At 68.8% G+C, this 18,469-nt stretch carries 12 protein-coding genes, 1 tRNA gene and 1 pseudogene; 2 read left to right on the top strand and 12 right to left on the bottom strand.

What is annotated here, in order from left to right:
• Window positions 1–83: 83 nt before the first annotated feature.
• The 10 genes and pseudogenes from ABZ078_RS12540 to ABZ078_RS12495 form a co-directional block, all read right to left on the bottom strand.
• Window positions 84–1,742, bottom strand: a complete 1,659-nt coding sequence (locus ABZ078_RS12540) for an NAD(P)/FAD-dependent oxidoreductase (RefSeq protein WP_356574395.1) — start codon at window positions 1,740–1,742, stop codon at window positions 84–86.
• A gap of 44 nt (window positions 1,743–1,786) precedes the next feature.
• Window positions 1,787–2,422 carry a phenazine biosynthesis FMN-dependent oxidase PhzG gene (gene phzG / locus ABZ078_RS12535; protein ID WP_356574393.1) on the bottom strand — a complete coding sequence of 212 codons (636 nt, stop codon included), beginning with the start codon at window positions 2,420–2,422 and terminating at the stop codon, window positions 1,787–1,789.
• Window positions 2,423–2,432: 10 nt separating this feature from the next.
• A complete protein-coding gene (locus tag ABZ078_RS12530; protein ID WP_356574391.1) occupies window positions 2,433–3,611 on the bottom strand; it encodes a PhzF family phenazine biosynthesis isomerase in 1,179 nt (392 codons plus the stop codon).
• The gene (locus tag ABZ078_RS12525; protein WP_356574389.1) at window positions 3,608–5,482 is read right to left on the bottom strand and encodes an anthranilate synthase family protein; all 1,875 of its coding nucleotides are present in this window, start codon (window positions 5,480–5,482) and stop codon (window positions 3,608–3,610) included. Before ABZ078_RS12525 ends, ABZ078_RS12530 begins: the two co-directional genes overlap by 4 nt.
• Window positions 5,479–6,102 (bottom strand): isochorismatase family protein, encoded by a 624-nt coding sequence (locus ABZ078_RS12520; RefSeq protein WP_356574387.1) that lies wholly within the window; start codon window positions 6,100–6,102, stop codon window positions 5,479–5,481. The genes ABZ078_RS12525 and ABZ078_RS12520 overlap by 4 nt, the downstream gene beginning before the upstream one ends.
• Window positions 6,099–7,367 carry a 3-deoxy-7-phosphoheptulonate synthase gene (locus ABZ078_RS12515; protein ID WP_356574385.1) on the bottom strand — a complete coding sequence of 423 codons (1,269 nt, stop codon included), beginning with the start codon at window positions 7,365–7,367 and terminating at the stop codon, window positions 6,099–6,101. Before ABZ078_RS12515 ends, ABZ078_RS12520 begins: the two co-directional genes overlap by 4 nt.
• A gap of 45 nt (window positions 7,368–7,412) precedes the next feature.
• Window positions 7,413–8,036: a PhzA/PhzB family protein gene (locus ABZ078_RS12510; RefSeq protein WP_356574383.1), complete on the bottom strand. Its 624-nt coding sequence runs from the start codon at window positions 8,034–8,036 to the stop codon at window positions 7,413–7,415.
• A 116-nt stretch (window positions 8,037–8,152) separates the two neighbouring features.
• On the bottom strand, window positions 8,153–9,400 hold the full coding sequence (locus tag ABZ078_RS12505) for a sigma-70 family RNA polymerase sigma factor (protein WP_356574381.1): 1,248 nt from the start codon (window positions 9,398–9,400) through the stop codon (window positions 8,153–8,155).
• 42 nt (window positions 9,401–9,442) lie between these two features.
• Window positions 9,443–9,796: a YciI family protein gene (locus tag ABZ078_RS12500; protein WP_356574379.1), complete on the bottom strand. Its 354-nt coding sequence runs from the start codon at window positions 9,794–9,796 to the stop codon at window positions 9,443–9,445.
• A 518-nt stretch (window positions 9,797–10,314) separates the two neighbouring features.
• Window positions 10,315–11,103, bottom strand: a pseudogene (locus ABZ078_RS12495) (transposase); the annotation flags it as partial.
• A 160-nt stretch (window positions 11,104–11,263) separates the two neighbouring features.
• Here ABZ078_RS12495 and ABZ078_RS12490 point away from each other — a divergent pair.
• Window positions 11,264–13,048: a hypothetical protein gene (locus tag ABZ078_RS12490; protein ID WP_356574378.1), complete on the top strand. Its 1,785-nt coding sequence runs from the start codon at window positions 11,264–11,266 to the stop codon at window positions 13,046–13,048.
• Here ABZ078_RS12490 and ABZ078_RS12485 read toward each other — a convergent pair.
• The gene (locus ABZ078_RS12485) at window positions 12,987–15,119 is read right to left on the bottom strand and encodes a tetratricopeptide repeat protein (RefSeq protein ID WP_356574377.1); all 2,133 of its coding nucleotides are present in this window, start codon (window positions 15,117–15,119) and stop codon (window positions 12,987–12,989) included. The genes ABZ078_RS12490 and ABZ078_RS12485 overlap by 62 nt on opposite strands.
• A 789-nt stretch (window positions 15,120–15,908) precedes the next feature.
• Here ABZ078_RS12485 and ABZ078_RS12480 point away from each other — a divergent pair.
• Window positions 15,909–17,039, top strand: coding sequence for a hypothetical protein (locus ABZ078_RS12480; protein ID WP_356574375.1), 1,131 nt, complete (start codon window positions 15,909–15,911; stop codon window positions 17,037–17,039).
• A 1,285-nt stretch (window positions 17,040–18,324) separates the two neighbouring features.
• Here ABZ078_RS12480 and ABZ078_RS12475 read toward each other — a convergent pair.
• A tRNA-Thr gene (locus tag ABZ078_RS12475) sits at window positions 18,325–18,401 on the bottom strand.
• Window positions 18,402–18,469: the final 68 nt, after the last annotated feature.

The following is an 18,469-nucleotide window of genomic DNA, read 5'->3' as shown; positions in this document are numbered from 1 at the left end:
TTACGTGGGCGACGGCCGGGAAAGCAGAGCTTCCGCCGGCCGTCGCCCGGTGCCCCCGAAGGGGAGTGACGGGATCCGGCGGGTCAGGCCGAGGCGAGGGACGGCCGGCCGTCCAGGGTGAAGCCCTCGTAGTCGGCGGCGACGATCTCGCGCAGTCGCTGCCGGTAGGCACCGATCCCGCCGAAGTAGAACAGCGTGCGCCGCTTGCGGCCGGGGATGTTCGTGCCGAAGATCCACGACTCGGTCTGGGCGAACAGGCTGTGCTCGGCCATCTCCCGGCAGAGCGTGGTCCAGCCCTCCTCCGCGGCGGCGGTCGCCTCGACCGTGGCGATACCGCGCCGCTCCGCCGCGCCGACCGCCTCGGCGATCCACTCGACCTGGGTCTCCAGGCCCGGCGGCAGGTTGCAGAACACGCTGTTGGGGCCGAAGACCATGAACAGGTTGGGGAACCCGTTCATGGCCATGCCGAGGTAGCTGCTCGGGGCGTCACCCCAGTGCTCCCCCAGCTCGACGCCCCCGCGCCCGCGGATGTCGATGTGGCGGTAGCCGCCCTCCATGGCGTCGAAGCCGGTCGCGAAGACGAGCACATCGAGTTCGTGCGCCGTGCCGTCCTCGGTGACCACGCCGGTCGGGGTGATCCGCGCGATCGGGTTCTCCTTGGTGGACACCAGGGTGACATTGTCGCGGTTGTACGTCTCGTAATAACCGGAGTTGCAGATGGGCCGCTTGGCGTAGAAGTCGCTCGGCATGAGTGTGCGGGCGGTCTCGGGGTCCTGCACGATCTGCGCGATCTTCGTCCGTATGAACGATGCGGCGGCCTCGTTCGCTGCCGGGTCGAAGGCCAGGTCGGCGAAGGTGCCGAACATGAAACGGAAGCCGTTGCCCGCCTGCCACGCCTCCTCGAAGACGCGCTCGCGCTCGGCCTCGGAGACACTCATCGCGGGCGTCTCGCTCTCCTTGAAGCCGCAGCCGACCCGGGAGTTGAAGACCTGCTCCCAGATCTCGTCGTACTTCTCCCGGACCTCGGCCAGGTACTCGTCGCTGAGCGGCCCGTCGCCGGAGGGCACGACGTACTGCGCGGAGCGCTGGAACACCGTGAGGTGCCCGGCCGTCTTCGCGGCGGCGCAGATGAACTGGGTTCCAGTGGACCCGGTGCCGACGACCCCGACGCGCTTGCCCGCGATGTCGAGGTCCGCGGGCCAGGACCCGGTGTGCACGATCGGCCCAGCGAAGCTGTCCCGGCCCTCGATGTCGGGGAGGTTCGCGGACGACAGCGGTCCGAGCGCGCTGACCACGTACCGGGCGGTGAACTCCGCGCCGCCGTCGGTCCGCGCGGTCCACAGGTTGCTTGCCTCGTCGTATGCCAGCGACGTGATCGCGGTGTCGAACTGGATGTCCTTGCGCAGGTCGTGCCGGTCGACGACCGCCTCCAGGTACGCAAGGATCTCCGGCTGGGTGGCGTAGCGGGTCTTCCACTGCCACTCGCGCAGCATCTCCTTGTCGAAGGAGTAGCGGTACACGATGCTGTCGACGTCCGCGGCGGCGCCCGGGTACCGGTTCCAGTACCAGGTGCCGCCGACACCGCCGGCCTTGTCGAAGGCCCGGACGCTGAGGCCGGCCTCGTCGCGCAGCTTGTGCAGCATGTAGATGCCGGCGATTCCGGCGCCGATGACGAGGGCGTCGAAGTGGGTCGGCCGGTCCTTCGTGACAACGGCGTCGGCTGCGTCGGTGACTGCGTTCATGACTGCCTTTCGAAGCTTCGATGGGTGCGGGTGGGCGCCGGCGGTCACGGCTGGAGCCTGGCGACGTGCCATCCGGTGGCCGTCCGCTCGTAGCGCAGCCGCCGGTGCAGCCGGCTCCGCGCGGCGGACCAGAACTCCACGGAGTGCGGCTGCAGCCGGTAGCCGACGAAGCGCTCCGGGCGCGGCAGCGAGGTGCCCTCGGCTGCGTGGCGCTCGGCCTCGTCGTGCAGCCGGTGCGGATCGTCGAGCGGCTCGCTCTGCCGGGAGGCGGTGGTCATCGGGTGCAGACCTGGCGCGCGGCTGTGCCAGAGCCGGTCGTTCTCGTGGTCGTCCAGTCGTACGACGGGGCCCGAGACGCACAGCTGCCGTGCGGTCTCCCGCCAGTAGAAGAGGCCCGACGCCCAGCCGGTCTCGGCGATCTCGCGGCCCTTGCGGCTGCTGCTGTGCGTGGTGAACAGCAGCCCCTCGCCGGACACGTCGATGACGGCGACGATCCGGTTGGAGGGACGGCCGCTTGCGTCGGCGGTGGCCAGGGCCAGGGCGTACGGTTCTCGCACTCCGCTCTCGACGGCCGCCTTCAGCCAGGCGACGGCCGGTTTCATGGGTTCGGGCGGCGGGGCGTCGTACTCGGGAAAGTCGAGGTCGACGACGCCGGTGAGACTCTCCAGTTCGCTGCTCAATGCTCCCCCGTCAGACGTGGATGGTGCCCTCGGCGGCGACGGCGCCGTGGCCGCTGACCCGTACCCGGACGATCTCGCCGCCGGAGTCGAGGTCCGCCTCGGCGAACATGACCGAGCGCCTGCCGAGTCGGACGCCCTGGTGGATCTCGACGGTCTTGCCGTACTCGGCGAGACCGTGCCGGGCCAGATGGATGGCGAGCGGACCGGCCGCGGAGCCGGTGGCCGCGTCCTCGACCACGCCGTAGGCGGGCGAGAACATCCGGGTCTGCCAGCGCAGGCCGTCCGGCGCGAAGCAGTTGGCCGCCATGTCCTCGAAAGCGGCCAGCGCCCGGTGGTCGGGGTGCAGCGCGTTCAGCGCGGCCACGTCCGGGAGCCCGACGAACACATGCCGGGGCCCGTTGCGGTAGATCTCCACCGGCAGGGTCGAGGAGTCGACGCCGAGAGCGGTGAGCAGCGCCTCGGCGTGCTCGTAGGGCTGCCAGTCGGGGATCGGCTGCTCCATGGTGGCGTGTGCCACCTGGCCGCCCGGTGCGCGTACGACGGCGAACGGCACGACGCCCATCGCGGTCTCGAATCGCAGTCGGTCGGCCCCGGCGTCCAGCGCGACCGCGACGGCCGTGCCGAGCAACGGGTGCCCGGCGAACGGCAGTTCGTTGACCGGCGTGAAGATCCTGACCCTCAGGTCCGCGTCACCGGCCGTGGGCGGCAGCAGGAACGTCACCTCGGAGAGGTTCATCTCGCGTGCGATGCGCTGCATCTGATTGCCGGTCAGGTCATCGGCGTCGAAGAACACCGCGACCGGGTTGCCCAGGAGTGGTTCGTTCGCGAAGGCGTCCACGACGACGTAGCGGTGTCGGGCGCCCCGGCCGGAACCGGGGCCCCGGACGGCTGCCTGCACCTCGAACCGCTCCCGGTGCGTCACCGATCCGCCGATCAGCCCGGCGGCCCGGTTCTCCGGCAATACGGCGGGACGCCCGCCCTCCCAGACCATGACCGCGCCCCAGCGGTTGCCGGCCCGGTCGGCGATCCAGAACTTCTCGTGCAGGCCGGTGACGTACCGCCAGTCATCGACGACACCGTCGTGGTCCAGGTGCCGTTCGAGGTCGTCCACCGTGACGGCGCTGTCGCCGTCGAGATTCCACCAGGCGATCTCCAGGGTCGTCGGCCCTGTCCGCTTGCTCTCGCTCATTCGCACAGCACCCATTCGGTCATGTCGGTGAGGATTCGTGGTCCGTCGACGGTGAGCAGCGACTCCGGATGGAACTGCAGCGACGCGAACCGGTGTCCACGCAGCGCGTGCACCTCCCCGGTGTCCGGGTCGCGGCTGATCTCCACCGGTCCGCCGAGGCCGGTGTCCCGGCGGTCGGCGGTGGCGCGGGCCTCGAAAGTGTTGTAGAAGCCCACGCGTTCGGGCGAGCCGAAGAGGTCGATGCGCCGCTGTACGCCCTGGTTGGGGCTGGTCCGCCGCACCACGGGCAGACCGAGCCGTCGGGCCAGCACCTGATGGCTCAGGCACACGGCCAGCATCGGGCGCCGCTCGGCCAGCAGCTTGTCGGTGATCCGTTCCAGGGCGACGATCTTCGGATCGCCGGTGTCGCAGGGGTCGCCGGGCCCGGGGCCGATGACGACCATGTCGTGGTCGTGGGTCTCGTACGGCTCGTCGAAGCGCCGTACGGTGACCGCGAGCCCGAGGGCACGCAACTGGTGTTCGAGCATCGAGGTGAAGGTGTCCTCGGCGTCGATCACGAGCACCTTGTGCCCGTCCAGCCGCTTGGAGCGCGCATAGCGGACCGCGCCGGTCGTGGTCCAGAAGCCGGCGATGCCCTCGTTGCGCCGGCTCAGCGAGGACAGCACCTCGGGGTGGCCGGCGAACTGCCGGCGGGACTCCGTCTCCCCGAACGCCGCCAGGAGCGCGGCGGCCTTCGCACGGGTCTCGGCGACCTCGGCCATCGGGTCGGAGTGCCGCACCAGGGTGGAACCGACCGAGAGGGACAGGCGCCCGGCGGGGTCGATCGCGGCGCTGCGGATGAGGATCGCGGAATCGAGCGTTCGCTCGCCCGTCTCGTCGCTGCCGACCAGCCCCATGATGCCGCTGTAGTAGCCGCGGCCGCCCGGTTCGTAGCGTTCGATCACTCGCGCCGCGCTCTCGACCGGGCTTCCGGTGACGGTGGGCGCGAACATGGTCTCGCGCAGCACCTCGGTCACACCCCGGTCCGTGCGCCCCTGGATGTGGTACTCGGTGTGGGCGACCCGGGCCATCTCCTTCAGGTGCGGGCCGCTCACCGTCACCGTGCCCGGCAGACAGAGCCGGCACATCATCTTCAGTTCCTCGTCGACCACCATGTACAGCTCCTCGGCCTCCTTGCGGTCGGCGAGGAACTCGGTGACGCCGCTCAGCGTGGGGCCGCCGACGGGGTACCGGTAGGTACCGCTGATCGGGTTCATCCGGACGATGTCCCCGGTCAGGCCGACATGACGTTCCGGCGAGGCGCCGACGAGGGTCACCGACCCGGTGCGCACCAGGAACGTCCAGTACGCCCCGCGTTCGGCCGCAAGCAGCTCCCGGAACGCCGCCAGGGCGGCATCCGGACCGTGGTCGATGATGTCCGCCACGTAGGTTCGCTTGATGACGAAGTTGGCGCCCTGGCCGGTGCCGATCTCGTTCGCGAGAACCGCCTCGACGGTCCTGGCGTACTCGGTGTCGTCGGCGTCGAAGTGCCCGTCGGCCAGCCGCACCTGACGGCGCGGCAGCCTGGACAGCACCGAGGGGACGGAGTGGTACTCCGCGCCGGTCACCGTCATCGCGATCAGTGGTGTGCCGTCCTCGGGCGCGGGGTGGCCGCGCTCGACGAGTTGGCGGTACGGCACCACGATCAGCGTGTCACTGCTCGCACTGCCGGAGGCCGGGCGCCGGGCGAGGTCGATCGCGTCGAGCGAGACGGGGTGGCTGGTCTCACCGGTGATGACCTGTACCCGGCAGCCGTGTTCGTCCGTCCGGCAGATCAGCGCGTAGTCGCCGGCGTCGCCCTTCAGTACGGCGTCGAGAAGGTCCCGCGTCATGGCACGAGCTCCTCTGCCGTGGCGACCCGGGCACAGCAACTCGCCGTGTACTGAAGGGTCTGACGGTGCTTGTCGGCGGAGAAGTCTCCGATGGCGTCCCCGGCCAGGAAGACCTGTATGTCGTTGCTGTAGGCCTCCAACGCGGTGGCGAGGATGCCGACGTGGCCGTAGACCCCGCACACCACGAGCTGGTCGCGGCTCTCGGCGCGCATCCGGGCCAGCAGGTCGGTACGGAAGAACGCGCTGTAGCGCCACTTCGTGAACGTCCAGTCGGCGGCGTCCGGGGCCAGTGCGGCGGCGATCGCCCGGTCCGCGTCGGAGCTGGTCATGCCCGCTCCCCAGAAGTCCCGGAGCAGCCCGCGGTCCTGCGCCGTCATCCGGCCCGGCTGGGCCGTGTAGGCGACCCGGACACCACGGTCCGCGCACCGCTTGCGCAGTGCCGCCGCGTTGTCGACCAGCCGGGCTCGCATCTGCGGCTCGAACGCCGCGAGGAAGTAGTTCTGCATGTCGTGGACGAGCAGTACGGCCCGCTCCGGCCGGACGGTCCAGTCGACGACGCCGACCGGCATGTCCCGCCGCGTGGGCAGCTCGTACGGCACGACCGTGACTTTCAGGCTCATGACAACCCCCGTTGTGTCAGGACAGACTGGCCGCGTGGCTCACCGAGCGGTTCACCGGCACCCGGCCACGCCGAGACGACCTCCGCCGCCTGGGCCGGATCGAGCCTCGGATCGCACAGGCTCGGCGTGCCCACGGCGGGCTGGACCCCACCGGGCGCGAGTGCGCCCGGGGAGCCCCCGGCGCACTCGCCGACCGCATACGGGCTGGCCTCCAGATGGAGCCCGTGGCCACGCACGCCTGCCTCGTCCAGGGCCGCCGCGAACCGGCGGACCTCGTCGACGGCCGTACCGACGTACCGCGTCTTCGTCCCGTCCGGCCGTTTGACGGTGTTGGCGTGGAGCGGATCGCACAACCAGAGCACCGGATGGCCCGCGTCCCGGACCGCGCGGGCGAGGCCGGGCAACCGTTCTGCGACGGCGTCCGGACCCATCCGCACGATCAGTGCAAGACGGCCGGGATCGCGGTACGGGTCCAGACGGGCGCACAGTTCGAGCAGCTCGCCGGCCGTGATGTCCGGTCCGACCTTGCAGGCGACCGGGTTGACGACTCCGGCCAGCAGGTCGACATGGGCGCCGTCCAGCTGCCGGGTGCGCTCGCCGATCCACGGCCAGTGGGTCGAGCCGAGCAGCGTCCGGTCCTCGTCGAGCGGGCGCAGCTGCGGCCGCTCGTAGTCCAGCAACAGCGCCTCGTGGCTGGTCCACAGCGCACGGTCGGCGTCCCGCGCCGCCCAGTCGCTGTCGGCCCGCCACCCGAGGTGCCTCATCGCCTCGCGAGCCGTCATGAAGCACATCAGCAGCCGCAGCGGATCGGCCCGTCTGCTGTGCGCGTCGGGTTCGGGCAGGTTGACCATGTGGCCCCGGTAAACCGGCAGCGGAGCCGGGCCGTCGACGTCCTCGTAGGGACTGGAGCGGGGCTTGGCGAACTGCCCCGCGATCCGGCCGACCCGCACGACCGGCAGCCCGGAGCGGGCACTCAGCAGGTCGGCGAGCCTGTTCACCAGATCGGACTTGGTTTCGATGTGCGCTCTACTGCTTTCATCCGGATGTTCGGCGCAGTCACCGGCCTGCAGAATCAGGGCCTTGCCGCGCGCCACCGCCGCGAGTCTCTCGCGGAGTGCGAGGACCTGCTCGGCGTCGACAAGGGAATCGGTGGCCGCCAGCACATTGCGCACCTGGGCGGCTTGATGCGGATCGCTCCATTCTGGCTGTTGTGCGGCCGGCAATACGTGCTTGACGGAGCCTTGGCCCTTCACGTTCGAACCCACCCCCGCGGGGTTACTTGAGAACGAGATGCAGACAGCGCTTACCGTTCAGGTGGGGATTCCCTCCCGCACGATGAGCGGAACCTCGATGCCGAGTGAACGGAACTGCTGGACCGGGTTCATGAATTCCCGCTGCTGCTTGATCTTCCCGTTCTCGAAGCGGAAGTAGTGCAGGAAGTGGTTCTCGTAGTGCCCCTCCGGATAGCCGGGGAACAGAATCTTCCCGGTACCGTTGCACTCGACCCAGAACTGGTCCGGATCCTGCGTATCGAAGATCTCGATGTCGGTCCACTGCCAGTCCGGGAAGCACTTGAGTGACCACACCGCGTGCTCAGCCAGCCGGTCACGGCCTCGAATGATGATGGGCTCACCCGTGTCCGTGGTCCACAGACCACCCTGTCCGTCCTCGGTGAAAAGCTCATGACGCCGCAGCCGGTCCTGTCCGCGCGTATTCATGTACTGCGCAACGACCCGGCGATTCTGCTCGCGGTCACCGGCGTTTTCTTCGGATATTACAGGAGTGCTCGTTTCAGGCATTCTTCCCCCGGTCCGATGCGATGTTCTGCGGCGCATTTCGCGAGCGCTCGATGATGCGTCCGAGATGGATGCGCCTTCGATGTTGACGGACGGTACCAACGCCCACTCCGCGCCTGCAATTTTCGGCTGCCTCACGAGAATGCGCGCCTTCCGCTTGCGCCTGTCGCACCCGATCGGAATGACAGATACCGCCTAAACGGCGGCACTGACAGCACTGGTTGAAACCGAACCGATCGATGCCTCAGGGTTCTTTACACAAAATCCCCGAGCTCTTCGAGACGTGACCGGAGGAACTCCCGCTCCACGGCGTTCTCAGTCCTCGCGAGCGCTTCCCGATAGGCGGCCCGGGCCTCGTCCATACGGTCCAGCCGGCGTAGGAAGTCGGCCCGGGCAGCCGCGAAGTACTGGTAGCCGGTCAGCTGCGGTTCGGCGGACAGTTCCCCGAGTGCCTCAAGACCGGCGGCCGGCCCGTAGGCCTGTCCGACCGCGATGGCCCGGTTCAGTGCCACCACCGGTGACGGCCAGACCTCCAGCATGGTGTCGTACAGACCGATGATGCCGGGCCAGTCGGTGGCCTCCCAGCTCGGCGCCCGGGCGTGCTCGGCCGCGATCGCCGCCATCAACGCATACCGGGTCGGCGGACGGTGCCGCAGGGCAGACCTGACCAGCCGCAGCCCTTCCTGGATCTCCTGGGCGTGCCACAGCGTCCGGTCCTGCTCGGACAGCAACGCCAGCGAACCATCGGGCCGCGTACGGGCACGGCGCCGCGCGTCGGTGAGCACGATGAGCGCGAGCAGCCCCGTGGTCCCGGACTGCGCGGGCAGCAACTCATGGAGAACCCGTGCCAGATGTGACGCCCGCTCGATCAGATCACGCCGCTGCAACCGCTCACCCGACGGCGCGGTGTGTCCCGTACTGAACACCAGATGCACGACATCCAGGACGGCGTCCAGCCGGGCCGGCAGTTCCTCGGGCGACGGCTCCCGGTACGGAATCCCGGCGACCTTGATCTTCTTCTTGCCCCGGGTGATCCGGGCCGCCATCGTCGACTCCGAGACGAGCAACGCCCGGGCGACCTCGGCGGTGGACAGACCGCACACCAGGCGCAGCGTGAGCCCCACCCGGGTGTCGACGTGCAACGAAGGATGACAGCACGTGAAGATCAACCGCAGCCGGTCATCCGGAATGTCCTGGTCGGCGATGTCCCGGTCGGCGGGCGGCGCGACGTCCTCACCTACAAGCAACGGCAGCTTCCCCCGGAAGGTGTCGTGCCGACGCAACGCGTCCAGCGCCCGCCGCCGCGCGACCGTGGTCAGCCACGCTCCCGGCCGGCTCGGCACTCCGTCCTCAGCCCACTGCTGCAACGCCTGGGCGTAGGCATCCTGGACGCACTCCTCAGCGAGGTCGAGGTCCCGGGTGACCCGCGCCGTCGCCGCGAGCACGAAGCCCCACTGCAGGCGGTGCGCCTCGGCGACGGCGGCGGCGACAGTCGTGTTCATCGCGGTACGCGTGTCCCGGGTCGAGTGGTCGGTCGACGGGGCTCAGCAGCCCGGCACGGACCGGATCGGCCGTACCTCGACCCCGCCGTTGGGCACCGGAACCTGCTGGGCCACAGCGAGCGCCTCATCCAGGTCTTCGGCCTCGATCAGGAAGTACCCGGCGACGACCTCCTTCGACTCCACGAAGGCCCCGTCGCTGATCCGCACCCCGCCGTCGACGTCCCGCCGTACCGAGGTGGCCGTCGACGTCGGATGCAGCCGCTGCCCGCGCCGCACGTTCCCCTCGTTGCGCCGCATGAAGTCCTGGAACCGCCCCACCAGAGCCGCGTCCTCGGCCGGCTCCAGCTCGCGGGTCTCGTCCTCGCTCTCATAGACCAACAACAAGTAGTCAGCCACGATTCGCGCCTCCCCGTTGATGCGACATCGGCCCGCTCACGCTACCCCATCGATCTTTCCCGACACGGTGAGTCGCCGTGACGCCGCCCCGAAGACAGGACACGAGGGGCACATCCGTGCGCACCCCGTGAAGGCTTGGGGAAGATCGGGAGACGCCTTGGCCGGGCCGGGCTCCGAGGGGCCCAGCCACTCATCGCCAGGCCCGCTGTGGGCCCTTGGTGATCGCACAGCGTGGCCCTCTTCATTCCCGGCAGGGTGAATCCCTTCCGGCGCCGTGGCTGCGGAGATTCCGCCAAGCCTCGCGGACAGCCGCTTCTGACGCCCGTCCGCCTCCCCTCCCCTCGCATTCGCGCTCCGCGCCCTTCCCCAGGGACCGGACGCATTGCCGACATCCGCGCGACCCAAGCGCGGGGCAGAAGCTCTGACAACCATGCGGGTCCGCTCCGACCTGTCCTCCACGGTGAACGAGTCTGGAACCGCTGGAAGTCCTTATGAACGGTGTAACCAGGGTGGTTGGGTTACTGGCGGGCGGCTGAGAGTCGGCCGTCGAAGGTGATGTCGAAGGCGTTCAGCGCGGTCTTCCAGCGCATGGTCCAGCGGGCCTGGCCCTTGCCGGTGGGATCGGGAGACATGATCGCCATGTAGACGCACTTCAGCGCGGCCTGCTCGTTGGGGAAGTGGCCGCGGGCCTTGACCGCCCGCCGGATGCGGGCGTTGACCGACTCGATCGCGTGGGTGGTGCAGACGATGCGGCGGATCTCGGTGTCGAAACGCACGAACGGAGTGAACTCCTCCCAGGCGTTCTCCCACAGCTTCACGATCGCCGGATACTTCCTGCCCCACGCGTCGACGAACTCGGCGAACCGCTCCAGGGCGGCCTCCTCGGCCGGTGCGGTGCAGACGGGCTTGAGAAGCTTGGCGATCTTGTCCCCGGCTGCGCCATTCGGCCATGCCCTCAAGGACTTTGTCGGTCATGGTGGAGACGGTCTGCCGGGAGACCTCGGCGCCATAGACCTCCGCCGGTGGGCCTGGACCTCTCCGGTGGTCAAGCCCTTGGCGGCCAGCGAGATGACCATCTCGTCGACGCCGGTCAGGCGCTTCTGCCGCTTCTTGACGATCTCCGGTTCGAAGGAGCCGTCCCGGTCACGGGGCACGGCTGTCTCCACCGGCCCCACGTCGGTCAGCACGGTCTTGGAGCGTTTGCCGTTGCGGGAGTTGCCACCGTCCTTGCCCGCCGGATCGTGCTTGTCATAGCCGAGGTGATCGGTGATCTCGCCATCGAGGGCGGACTCCAGCAGCCGCTTCATCGACGCATCTTCCATGATCAGGAGCTACACCGAACGATTTACAGTCCCCGTGGAGGTGCTCGTCGGCTAAGGATGGTGCCCTACGTGCGGTTTACCGGCTTGGTTATCGTGACTGCTCATACGAGTGGTGGCGCCGCAATGCGGATTACAAGGAGGCAGGGTGAGCGAGGGGCGGACCGGATGGCTCCGCGTGCCAGTAGGACATGGATCGACCGGCTGGGCAACTCGCGGGCATTGCCGGAAAGTGCTGCTGATCGTCCACAACGTCACCTCGGCTACCCGCTTGCTGGACGTGCTGCCGTTGTTCCGTGACGACCTGCGAGTGCAACTCCTCGCGACCTGCACTGGCTCATCGCCGTTCCAGGCAGGGGTGAGCGAGTTGCTGGCGCGTGTGGGTGTGCCAGTGCTGCCCTGGGATCAGGCATTGCGAACCCCGGTGGATCTGGCTTTGGCAGCCAGTTTCGGCGGCGAAATCCACGCCATTCAGGGTGATTTGATCATAATTTCCCATGGCGTGGGCTACAATAAGAGACTCCGGAGACCGGAGACCGGAGACCGGAGACCGGAGACCGGAGACCGGAGACCGGAGACCGGACCCGTCTTCGGCCTTTCCTCGGAGTGGCTGTTGGCGGATGGCACCCCGGTCGCGGACGTGCTGGTGCTGTCGCACCCCGAACAGGTCGAGCGACTGCGTAACGCCTGCCCGGAAGCGGCCCCGACAGCGGTACTCGCGGGAGATCCCTGCTTCGACCGCATGCTCGCAGCGCGCCCGTATCGGGAGCGCTTCCGTAGGGCGTTGGGGGTGAAACGCGGGCAGCGGCTCGTGTTGCTGAATTCGACGTGGAACCCGGAGTCACTGTTCGGGGACGGCGGCGACGAGGACGTACTGCCGCTTCTGCTGCCGAAGCTGAGCGCCGAACTCGCTGCGGACGAGCACCGGATCGCAGCCGTACTCCACCCCAATATTTGGCATGGCCATGGCCCTGGACAAATCCGAACATGGCTGGACAGGGCACAACGCAGCGGCCTTGCGCTGGTGGATCCGCTGGAGGGGTGGCAGCAGGCATTGCTGGCAGCGGACGTCGTTGTGGGGGACTTCGGATCGGTCTCGTACTATGCCGCCGCCCTCGGCACCCCCACAGTGCTCGGGGCCTCACCACTGGCAGGTCTGGCCGCCGATTCGCCGGTAGCCGACTTCGTACGAAGGGCACCACGACTGGACCCGCACGCGCCGTTGCGACCACAGTTGGAAGCGGTGCTGGCCACGCACCGACCCATGAGCGGCCCTGCCGAGTTCACGACCTCCGCTCCGGGTGAGGCGGCCGCCCGTTTGCGCCGCGTCTTCTACGACGTCATGGGGATACCCGAGCCCACGGCGCCGGCGCTGCTCGACCCACTGCCGCTGCCCTCGTACGACCCGCCGGTGCGCACTTCTCCGCTGCGGGTGCTGACGAACGTGCTGGGTGCAACCGAGGTATCGGTCACCCGCTACGCCGATCCGCGCTATGAACCGCAGGGCCCGGGCGAAGCTCACACGGCGGTGCACGAAGACACCCTGGACCCCGGTCTCCTTGCCATCGCCGATGTGATCTTCAGGTACGGCTCACCCGACGACCCGAGGCTCGGCCCGCCCGAGTACTGGACCGCCGAGGTGCTGGAACGCCATCCGGGCTGCGCACTCGCCGTATACGTCACGGCCGCCGGCTGTTGTGTGGTGCGGACCAGGGACGGAGCGCTCCTGCGCCTCGACGCCGACCCGCAGGCAGCCGACCCGGCCGCATACGCCTCGGCGTTGCATGCCTGGCTGGCTCTCGGCAAGGACCCCGCAGACCTGAAGGGCGGTCTGACCGTATGGACCGGGCAGACCGCACATCAGGTGTCGGTCACTCAGGCAGGGCCCGGCCCTCTGACGCACAGCGATCACGCAAGGCCCGAAGGTGGTTGACGTGGTAGTGGGCGTTCTCGCCCGCGAGCGCGTCGATCGCCTCGTCGATCAGCGGCAGCGCCTCTGACTGCCGTCCGGCACGCATGTACGTGTCGGCCAGATCGGTGAGCGTACGGGCGGTGTTGTAGGGCTCCTTCTCGCGGAAGAACCCGAGAGCTTCCACCAGCAACTCCTCGGCCTCGTCCAGGAGATGGAGACCGTTCAGCGCGCGCCCCCGGTGACGCTTCAGAAGGGCACGGGCACGGGGCTTGTCACCGTAGCCGTCGTCTCCGGGACCGATACGCTCCCAGATGTCGTCCGCTTCGACGAACAGGTCTTGGGCATCGGGGAAGTTCCACTGCCCCAGCCGTACAAGGCCCAGCGTCTCGATGGCGGTGGCCAGACCACGCAGGTGCCCCGCCTGCCGCTCGGCCGCCGCAGCCGCCTCCGCCTGGATCATCGCCTCGTCGAACTGCCGCGCCTCGATCAGGGCCATCGCCTGCAGGGTGTGCATGCGCCCCGCCATCCGGGTGCCAGGACAGATGTCGTCAGCGACCTTCGTGCCCACCCGAAGCGCCGGCAGGATCTCTTCATGGCGTCCGTCCTTGAGCTGCAAGGCCCACAGAGCCTCACACAGCTGACACGCGGTGTCGCCGAGACGGTACTCCTCAGCAGCGAACACCGCCTGAACGAGATTGCCCAGCTCGGCGCCGAGGGCGGCGATGGCCTCGCCCTTGGACGCGTAGGCGCCAGGAGGCAGCACGGTGAACAGAGGGCCCACGTGCCAGCGTTCCGGCAGGGCGGCGCGGTCGGCCTGCACCGCGAACGACAACAGCGACTCCACCGCGCGCGCCACGGCCCGGGAGGAGGCGGGGATGCCGTCCTCCCGTACTGCGGCCTGCTCGGCGTGACGACGTACTGCGGGACGGAAGCGGTAGCGGCCGGTGCCCGTTTCCTCCAGCAGCCCCTTTTCCGCAAGTTCGGCGAGCAGACGGGCCGCCTCGGCCTCCTCGACCTCGGCCATGATCCCTGCCACGGCCGGGCTGAGCGCCGGCCACGGCCACAGTGCCGAAAGCCGGTACAGCCGGGCAGCAGCCGGCCCGAGCGTGCGGTACTGCTCCTGCGCGGCGGCGTAGGCGGGTTCGTTCCCGGGCATGGTGGGGATCCCTTCCTCTCCCAGGCGCGCCTCCAGCAGCGACGCGAACGTCCTCAACGCGTACGGAGATCCGCCGCATTGGTCGAGCACCTGCGGCAATATGGCGCGGGCGCGGGCTTCCTGGACGGTCCGCTTGCCCGCGACTTCGGTGAGCAATTCGACGGCGTACCTCTCGGGCAGCGGCACCACCTCGATCGGTTCGGCGTCCGCCTGGGGAAGACGGCGGTGGGCGACGATGATGGTGAAGACTTCTGGCGCCGAGGTGAGCAGAGGCGTCGCCTGCGCGGCTGTCTGGACGTGGTCGAGAACAATGAGCAGCCGCCGGTCCGCGACAAGCCGACGGAACAGATCCATCCGCTCCTCCAGACCCGGCGGGATGTCCTCCGAGTCCAGTCCGAGGCTGCGAAGGGCTTGTCGGAGAGCCATGGCGGGGTCCGGCACCCGGGCCAGGTCTACGTACAGTTGCCCGTCCGGATACCGCTGCAGCTCGCGCCAACCCCACCGCAGAGCGAGGGATGTGCCGCCCATCCCCTCAGGCCCGTACAGATGAACCCGTCGAGCACGTCCGTCGAACTTGCGGGACGCCTCTCGCGTAAGCTGCCGCATCTGCTTGTCGCGATCAACGAAGCCCCTGAGGCCGTCGGGCAGTTGCGGAGAAGTACGGATGCGCACCTGGACCAACGCCCTGCTGATCACCGCTTCCACCTCGGCCAGCCCCCGGGCGTGCTCCGGATTGCGCAACGCTCCTTCGTACAACAGCCGGGCCAGTCCCTCCCATTCGGCGGGCCGCTCGGGGGCCGGAACCTCCCGCCCCGCGATCCGACGTGCCAACCCGCCGATCATCAGGTACGCGTTCTTTCCCGCCTCGTTACCCATCCCCGCACCCACGGTCCCCAGCATTGCCGTGACCGTCGCCAGCGATATGAGCTCCAGCATCCTGCGCTTCCCCGTTCCCACGCGTCACCCACCGGGCGACCGCACGCCCCGGCCTGGAAACCAACCGTAGCGGGGGGACCATGCTCGGCGCGCGCATCGCCTCGATCAAGGCCGTGTCCTATGAGGTGAGTTGGACAAGGGAGCAAATGTGAGTAGACACCGCAGTTGGATCCTTCAGGACGGATCACGGGAGCCCGTGCGGCCTCTCCTTCGGCCGACACGAGTGAGTTCGCAGGGCAGCGGGACACAGGACACAGGACCCCGTCTCAGCGAGGGCCGCCCCTGTGTGCGAGACGGCCTTGCTCATCCAACCCACCGATTGGTACGGGTCGTGTCATCCAGCCCCCGGACGACGCGGCAGCCTCCGGGCTTGGGCTCCTCCGCAACCGCAGGTGGCTGACGCCTCGACGTCGCGCCGGCCGAGCGGGCCCGCACCCGCCGCACCGTCGCCGGTGGGCACGCCCGCCAGACCGCATGGTCTCGCGCAGGTGTCGACCCTGACCGCCGCCTACCGGCCGCGCAAGGCGGAGTACGTCACGGCCGCCGCGCGGATCGCCGCGTTCGCCTCCGCCGCGTAGCCCCGTAAACCGCCGTCCGGGCGCGGGTGGGGAGACCCGCCTCGGACGGCACCCCGCCAGACGAAAAGGCGCATTCTACGCGCCGCCCGCCAGGCAGTAACCGGCATCCGGGGTGACACCGCCCTAACGGGGACGGCCCGCCTCGACGACTCCCACCAGCGCGACTACTTCGAAGCGACAACGAAGCGAACTACCCAAAGGAGTACGCACCATGTCCATCGAAAACATCGAGCCCATCAACGACACCACCAGCACCCCGGGAACCGCCCGGCTCCGCGTCGCCCCGGTCACTGAGACCCGCGAGCGCGAGACCGGGCACGGCTCCCAGCTCGCCGCCCTGTCCGTCGTGACCGCCCTCGTCAACGGGGTCCAGGTCCCCATCGCCTGCCCGACATCGTGGTGCGTCGAGGACCACGCCGGCGAGAACACGACGCACCTTGAGGACGTCGTCCACTCGGGCGAACACGTCGACCTGTACGCGCACCCCTTCAACAGCGGCGACGACGTGCTCTTCGCCTACGCGCGCCTCGGCCAGGACCTGTTCTCCGTGGACCCGAAGGAACGCGCCCCGTACGTATGCGTCGAGGACGGCAGTGGCGAGGAAAGGTTCTTCACGCCCGACCAGGCCGACGTCTTCGCCGAGAACCTCGACGTGTTCGGACGACGAATCCGCGACTTGGCCCAGGTCGCCCGCAGCTCGCGCGGCGGCACCCCGGCCCAGCGGCCCACCGCCGAACCTGACATGCCCAGCTTCGCCAAGGTCATCGGCGCCCTGCCCGCCGCCGTCGCGGAGTCCATGGAGAAGACCCTGCCCGAGCAGTACACGCCCGAATACGCCGCCACCTTAGCCACAACGATGATCGCCGAACTCATCCAGGGCCGTCGGGTCGCCGCCGCGAAGCGGTCACTCACCCCGGCCCAGCAGACTCTCACCCCTGATGACGGGCTCGGCGGATGGATGACCGCTCCCGTCGAGACCGCACACCGCGACATCGACGACAACGCCCTCCCCGCGGAGAACGAGCAGATTCCCTTCCTCGCCGCCAAGGCCGTGGTGCTCGGCTACCGGTCGCAGGCGTACGGCCGTCGTACCCAGGTCTGTTTGGACTACGGCGGTTCGTGCGGCTCGCTCACTCCCCCGCAGGCCCGCGAGGTGCTGGCAGCGATGCGCGCCTTCACCGATCAGTTCGAGGCCGTGATCGAGATCGCTGCGGAGTCGGCGGCCGGCGACTTCGAGGGTGACCCGGAGATCGCGGCGGCCGACGAGGAGGCGGAGAAGCGCCGCACGCGCCGGATCTCCGAGGGTCACGGCAAGGGAGTCACCCCGCCCAAGGTCGCCTGAGCGACACCTCATAGACGGCCCCGGGCCAGGCGACCTCACCGCCGGCCCGGGGCCTGGGACCAACCCCTGATCAGAAATGATCATCTGGCTGGTTCGCGGAGCCAGAGGATGAGGGACGCCAGGACGATTCCGGCTCGGTAGCGCTTGGCGACGCCCGGATGTAGTGGCGATCGCGGTGGGTGCCGGTGGCCCGAACCGGATCGGCACCGGGGCGCAAGCGTGGCAGGGAGGCCAACGGCGCAGCACCGACTCCGCCACAGGATCTCCGCAGAGCAGATCGCGGCTTCGGCGGGGCCTTTGACCGGGCCACTATTGCCTACTCACTGCCATGGCCCGCAGACGGTCCACCCCGAGATGCCAGGCAGTGGCGCATGTGGAGACAGGTACGCGGTGGTGGCTGAGGACCGGGCCGCCGACTTCAGCCCAACGGCCGACAGCACGTCAGCCTCGACGCCCAGGCCGCAGAGCAGGTCCGCCAGAACCAGTGCCTACTGGCCGAGGCGCACACGGGCTCGGAAGCCCATCCATCCGATCCAAGTCGACCACCCTCGACTCCGGAGGGGGTTGCCCTGAAGGCGATCCCGGCCCGCGAGGCACACGACGCCCACTGTCGGGATGCCACAACCAGCGCTCCCTCGTGAACCACCAATTTCGCGGTGAACCGGAAGCCGGTTTGCACGCTCGGCCACCACACGGCCACCACGCCAATCCGAACGGCCCGAAGAAGAGTGACCACAGGCGTCCGCGCTCCCCTGGCGCTCCCCACCCCTCGGCGAAGCGCTGAACCGGCCTGCACAGCTCGGGGGGGGCGACACCATGGTCGCATGTCTTGTCGGGGTCGCACATTCGAGACGACACCATCGCCTGACGCGCCGGGGGCGATTGCGCATCAGTGGGCCCGCAGTCACGGTCGTCACACTGCGGGGGAGAGGCAATCCGCTCACCACCCACCGCCCGAGGGGCTGTGTTGTCGAGCAGCCACAAGAGCGAGGAGACCCTGTCAGCACCCGCCGACCTCCCGTCAGCCCACTCCATACGCCAACGCAGCACCGACGGCCACCCCATGACCACCCCGCATCTCGCCCGTACTGACTCCCCCATCAGTAAGTTCCAAGAATCGCAGGTCAGCGCCAGTAAATGACGCGAGATGCGCACTCCTGAATCCAAAGAGTGAACCTCTGACCTACGCATTCCATGCACAGGTGATCAACACGTATCGTGCGCACATTCCAAGGCCAGCACAAGAAAGAAACCGCAGGTCAGAGGTCTGACCTGCGGTTCACCTTGGAGCCGCCTTCGGGATTCGAACCCGAGACCTACGCATTACGAGTGCGTTGCTCTGGCCATCTGAGCTAAGGCGGCACGCCGTCCGCACTATGGTGCGATCGGCAACGTCGGTAAGTCTACACAGTTTCCGAGGTGCTCCGTAC

The organism is Streptomyces sp. NPDC006385 (assembly GCF_040612485.1).
GTDB lineage: Bacteria > Actinomycetota > Actinomycetes > Streptomycetales > Streptomycetaceae > Streptomyces.
The sequence above is the reverse complement of the archived record's forward strand: the minus strand, read 5'-3'. Positions and strand labels throughout refer to the sequence as shown.

Excerpts from the sequence above, each read along its gene's own strand:
- ABZ078_RS12540 (WP_356574395.1), bottom strand. The coding sequence starts at position 1,742 with ATGAACGCAGTCACCGACGCAGCCGACGCCGTTGTCACGAAGGACCGG.
- ABZ078_RS12530 (WP_356574391.1), bottom strand. The coding sequence starts at position 3,611 with ATGAGCGAGAGCAAGCGGACAGGGCCGACGACCCTGGAGATCGCCTGG.
- ABZ078_RS12525 (WP_356574389.1), bottom strand. The coding sequence starts at position 5,482 with ATGACGCGGGACCTTCTCGACGCCGTACTGAAGGGCGACGCCGGCGAC.
- ABZ078_RS12520 (WP_356574387.1), bottom strand. The coding sequence starts at position 6,102 with ATGAGCCTGAAAGTCACGGTCGTGCCGTACGAGCTGCCCACGCGGCGG.
- ABZ078_RS12505 (WP_356574381.1), bottom strand. The coding sequence starts at position 9,400 with ATGAACACGACTGTCGCCGCCGCCGTCGCCGAGGCGCACCGCCTGCAG.
- ABZ078_RS12485 (WP_356574377.1), bottom strand. The coding sequence starts at position 15,119 with ATGCTGGAGCTCATATCGCTGGCGACGGTCACGGCAATGCTGGGGACC.
- ABZ078_RS12480 (WP_356574375.1), top strand. The coding sequence starts at position 15,909 with ATGTCCATCGAAAACATCGAGCCCATCAACGACACCACCAGCACCCCG.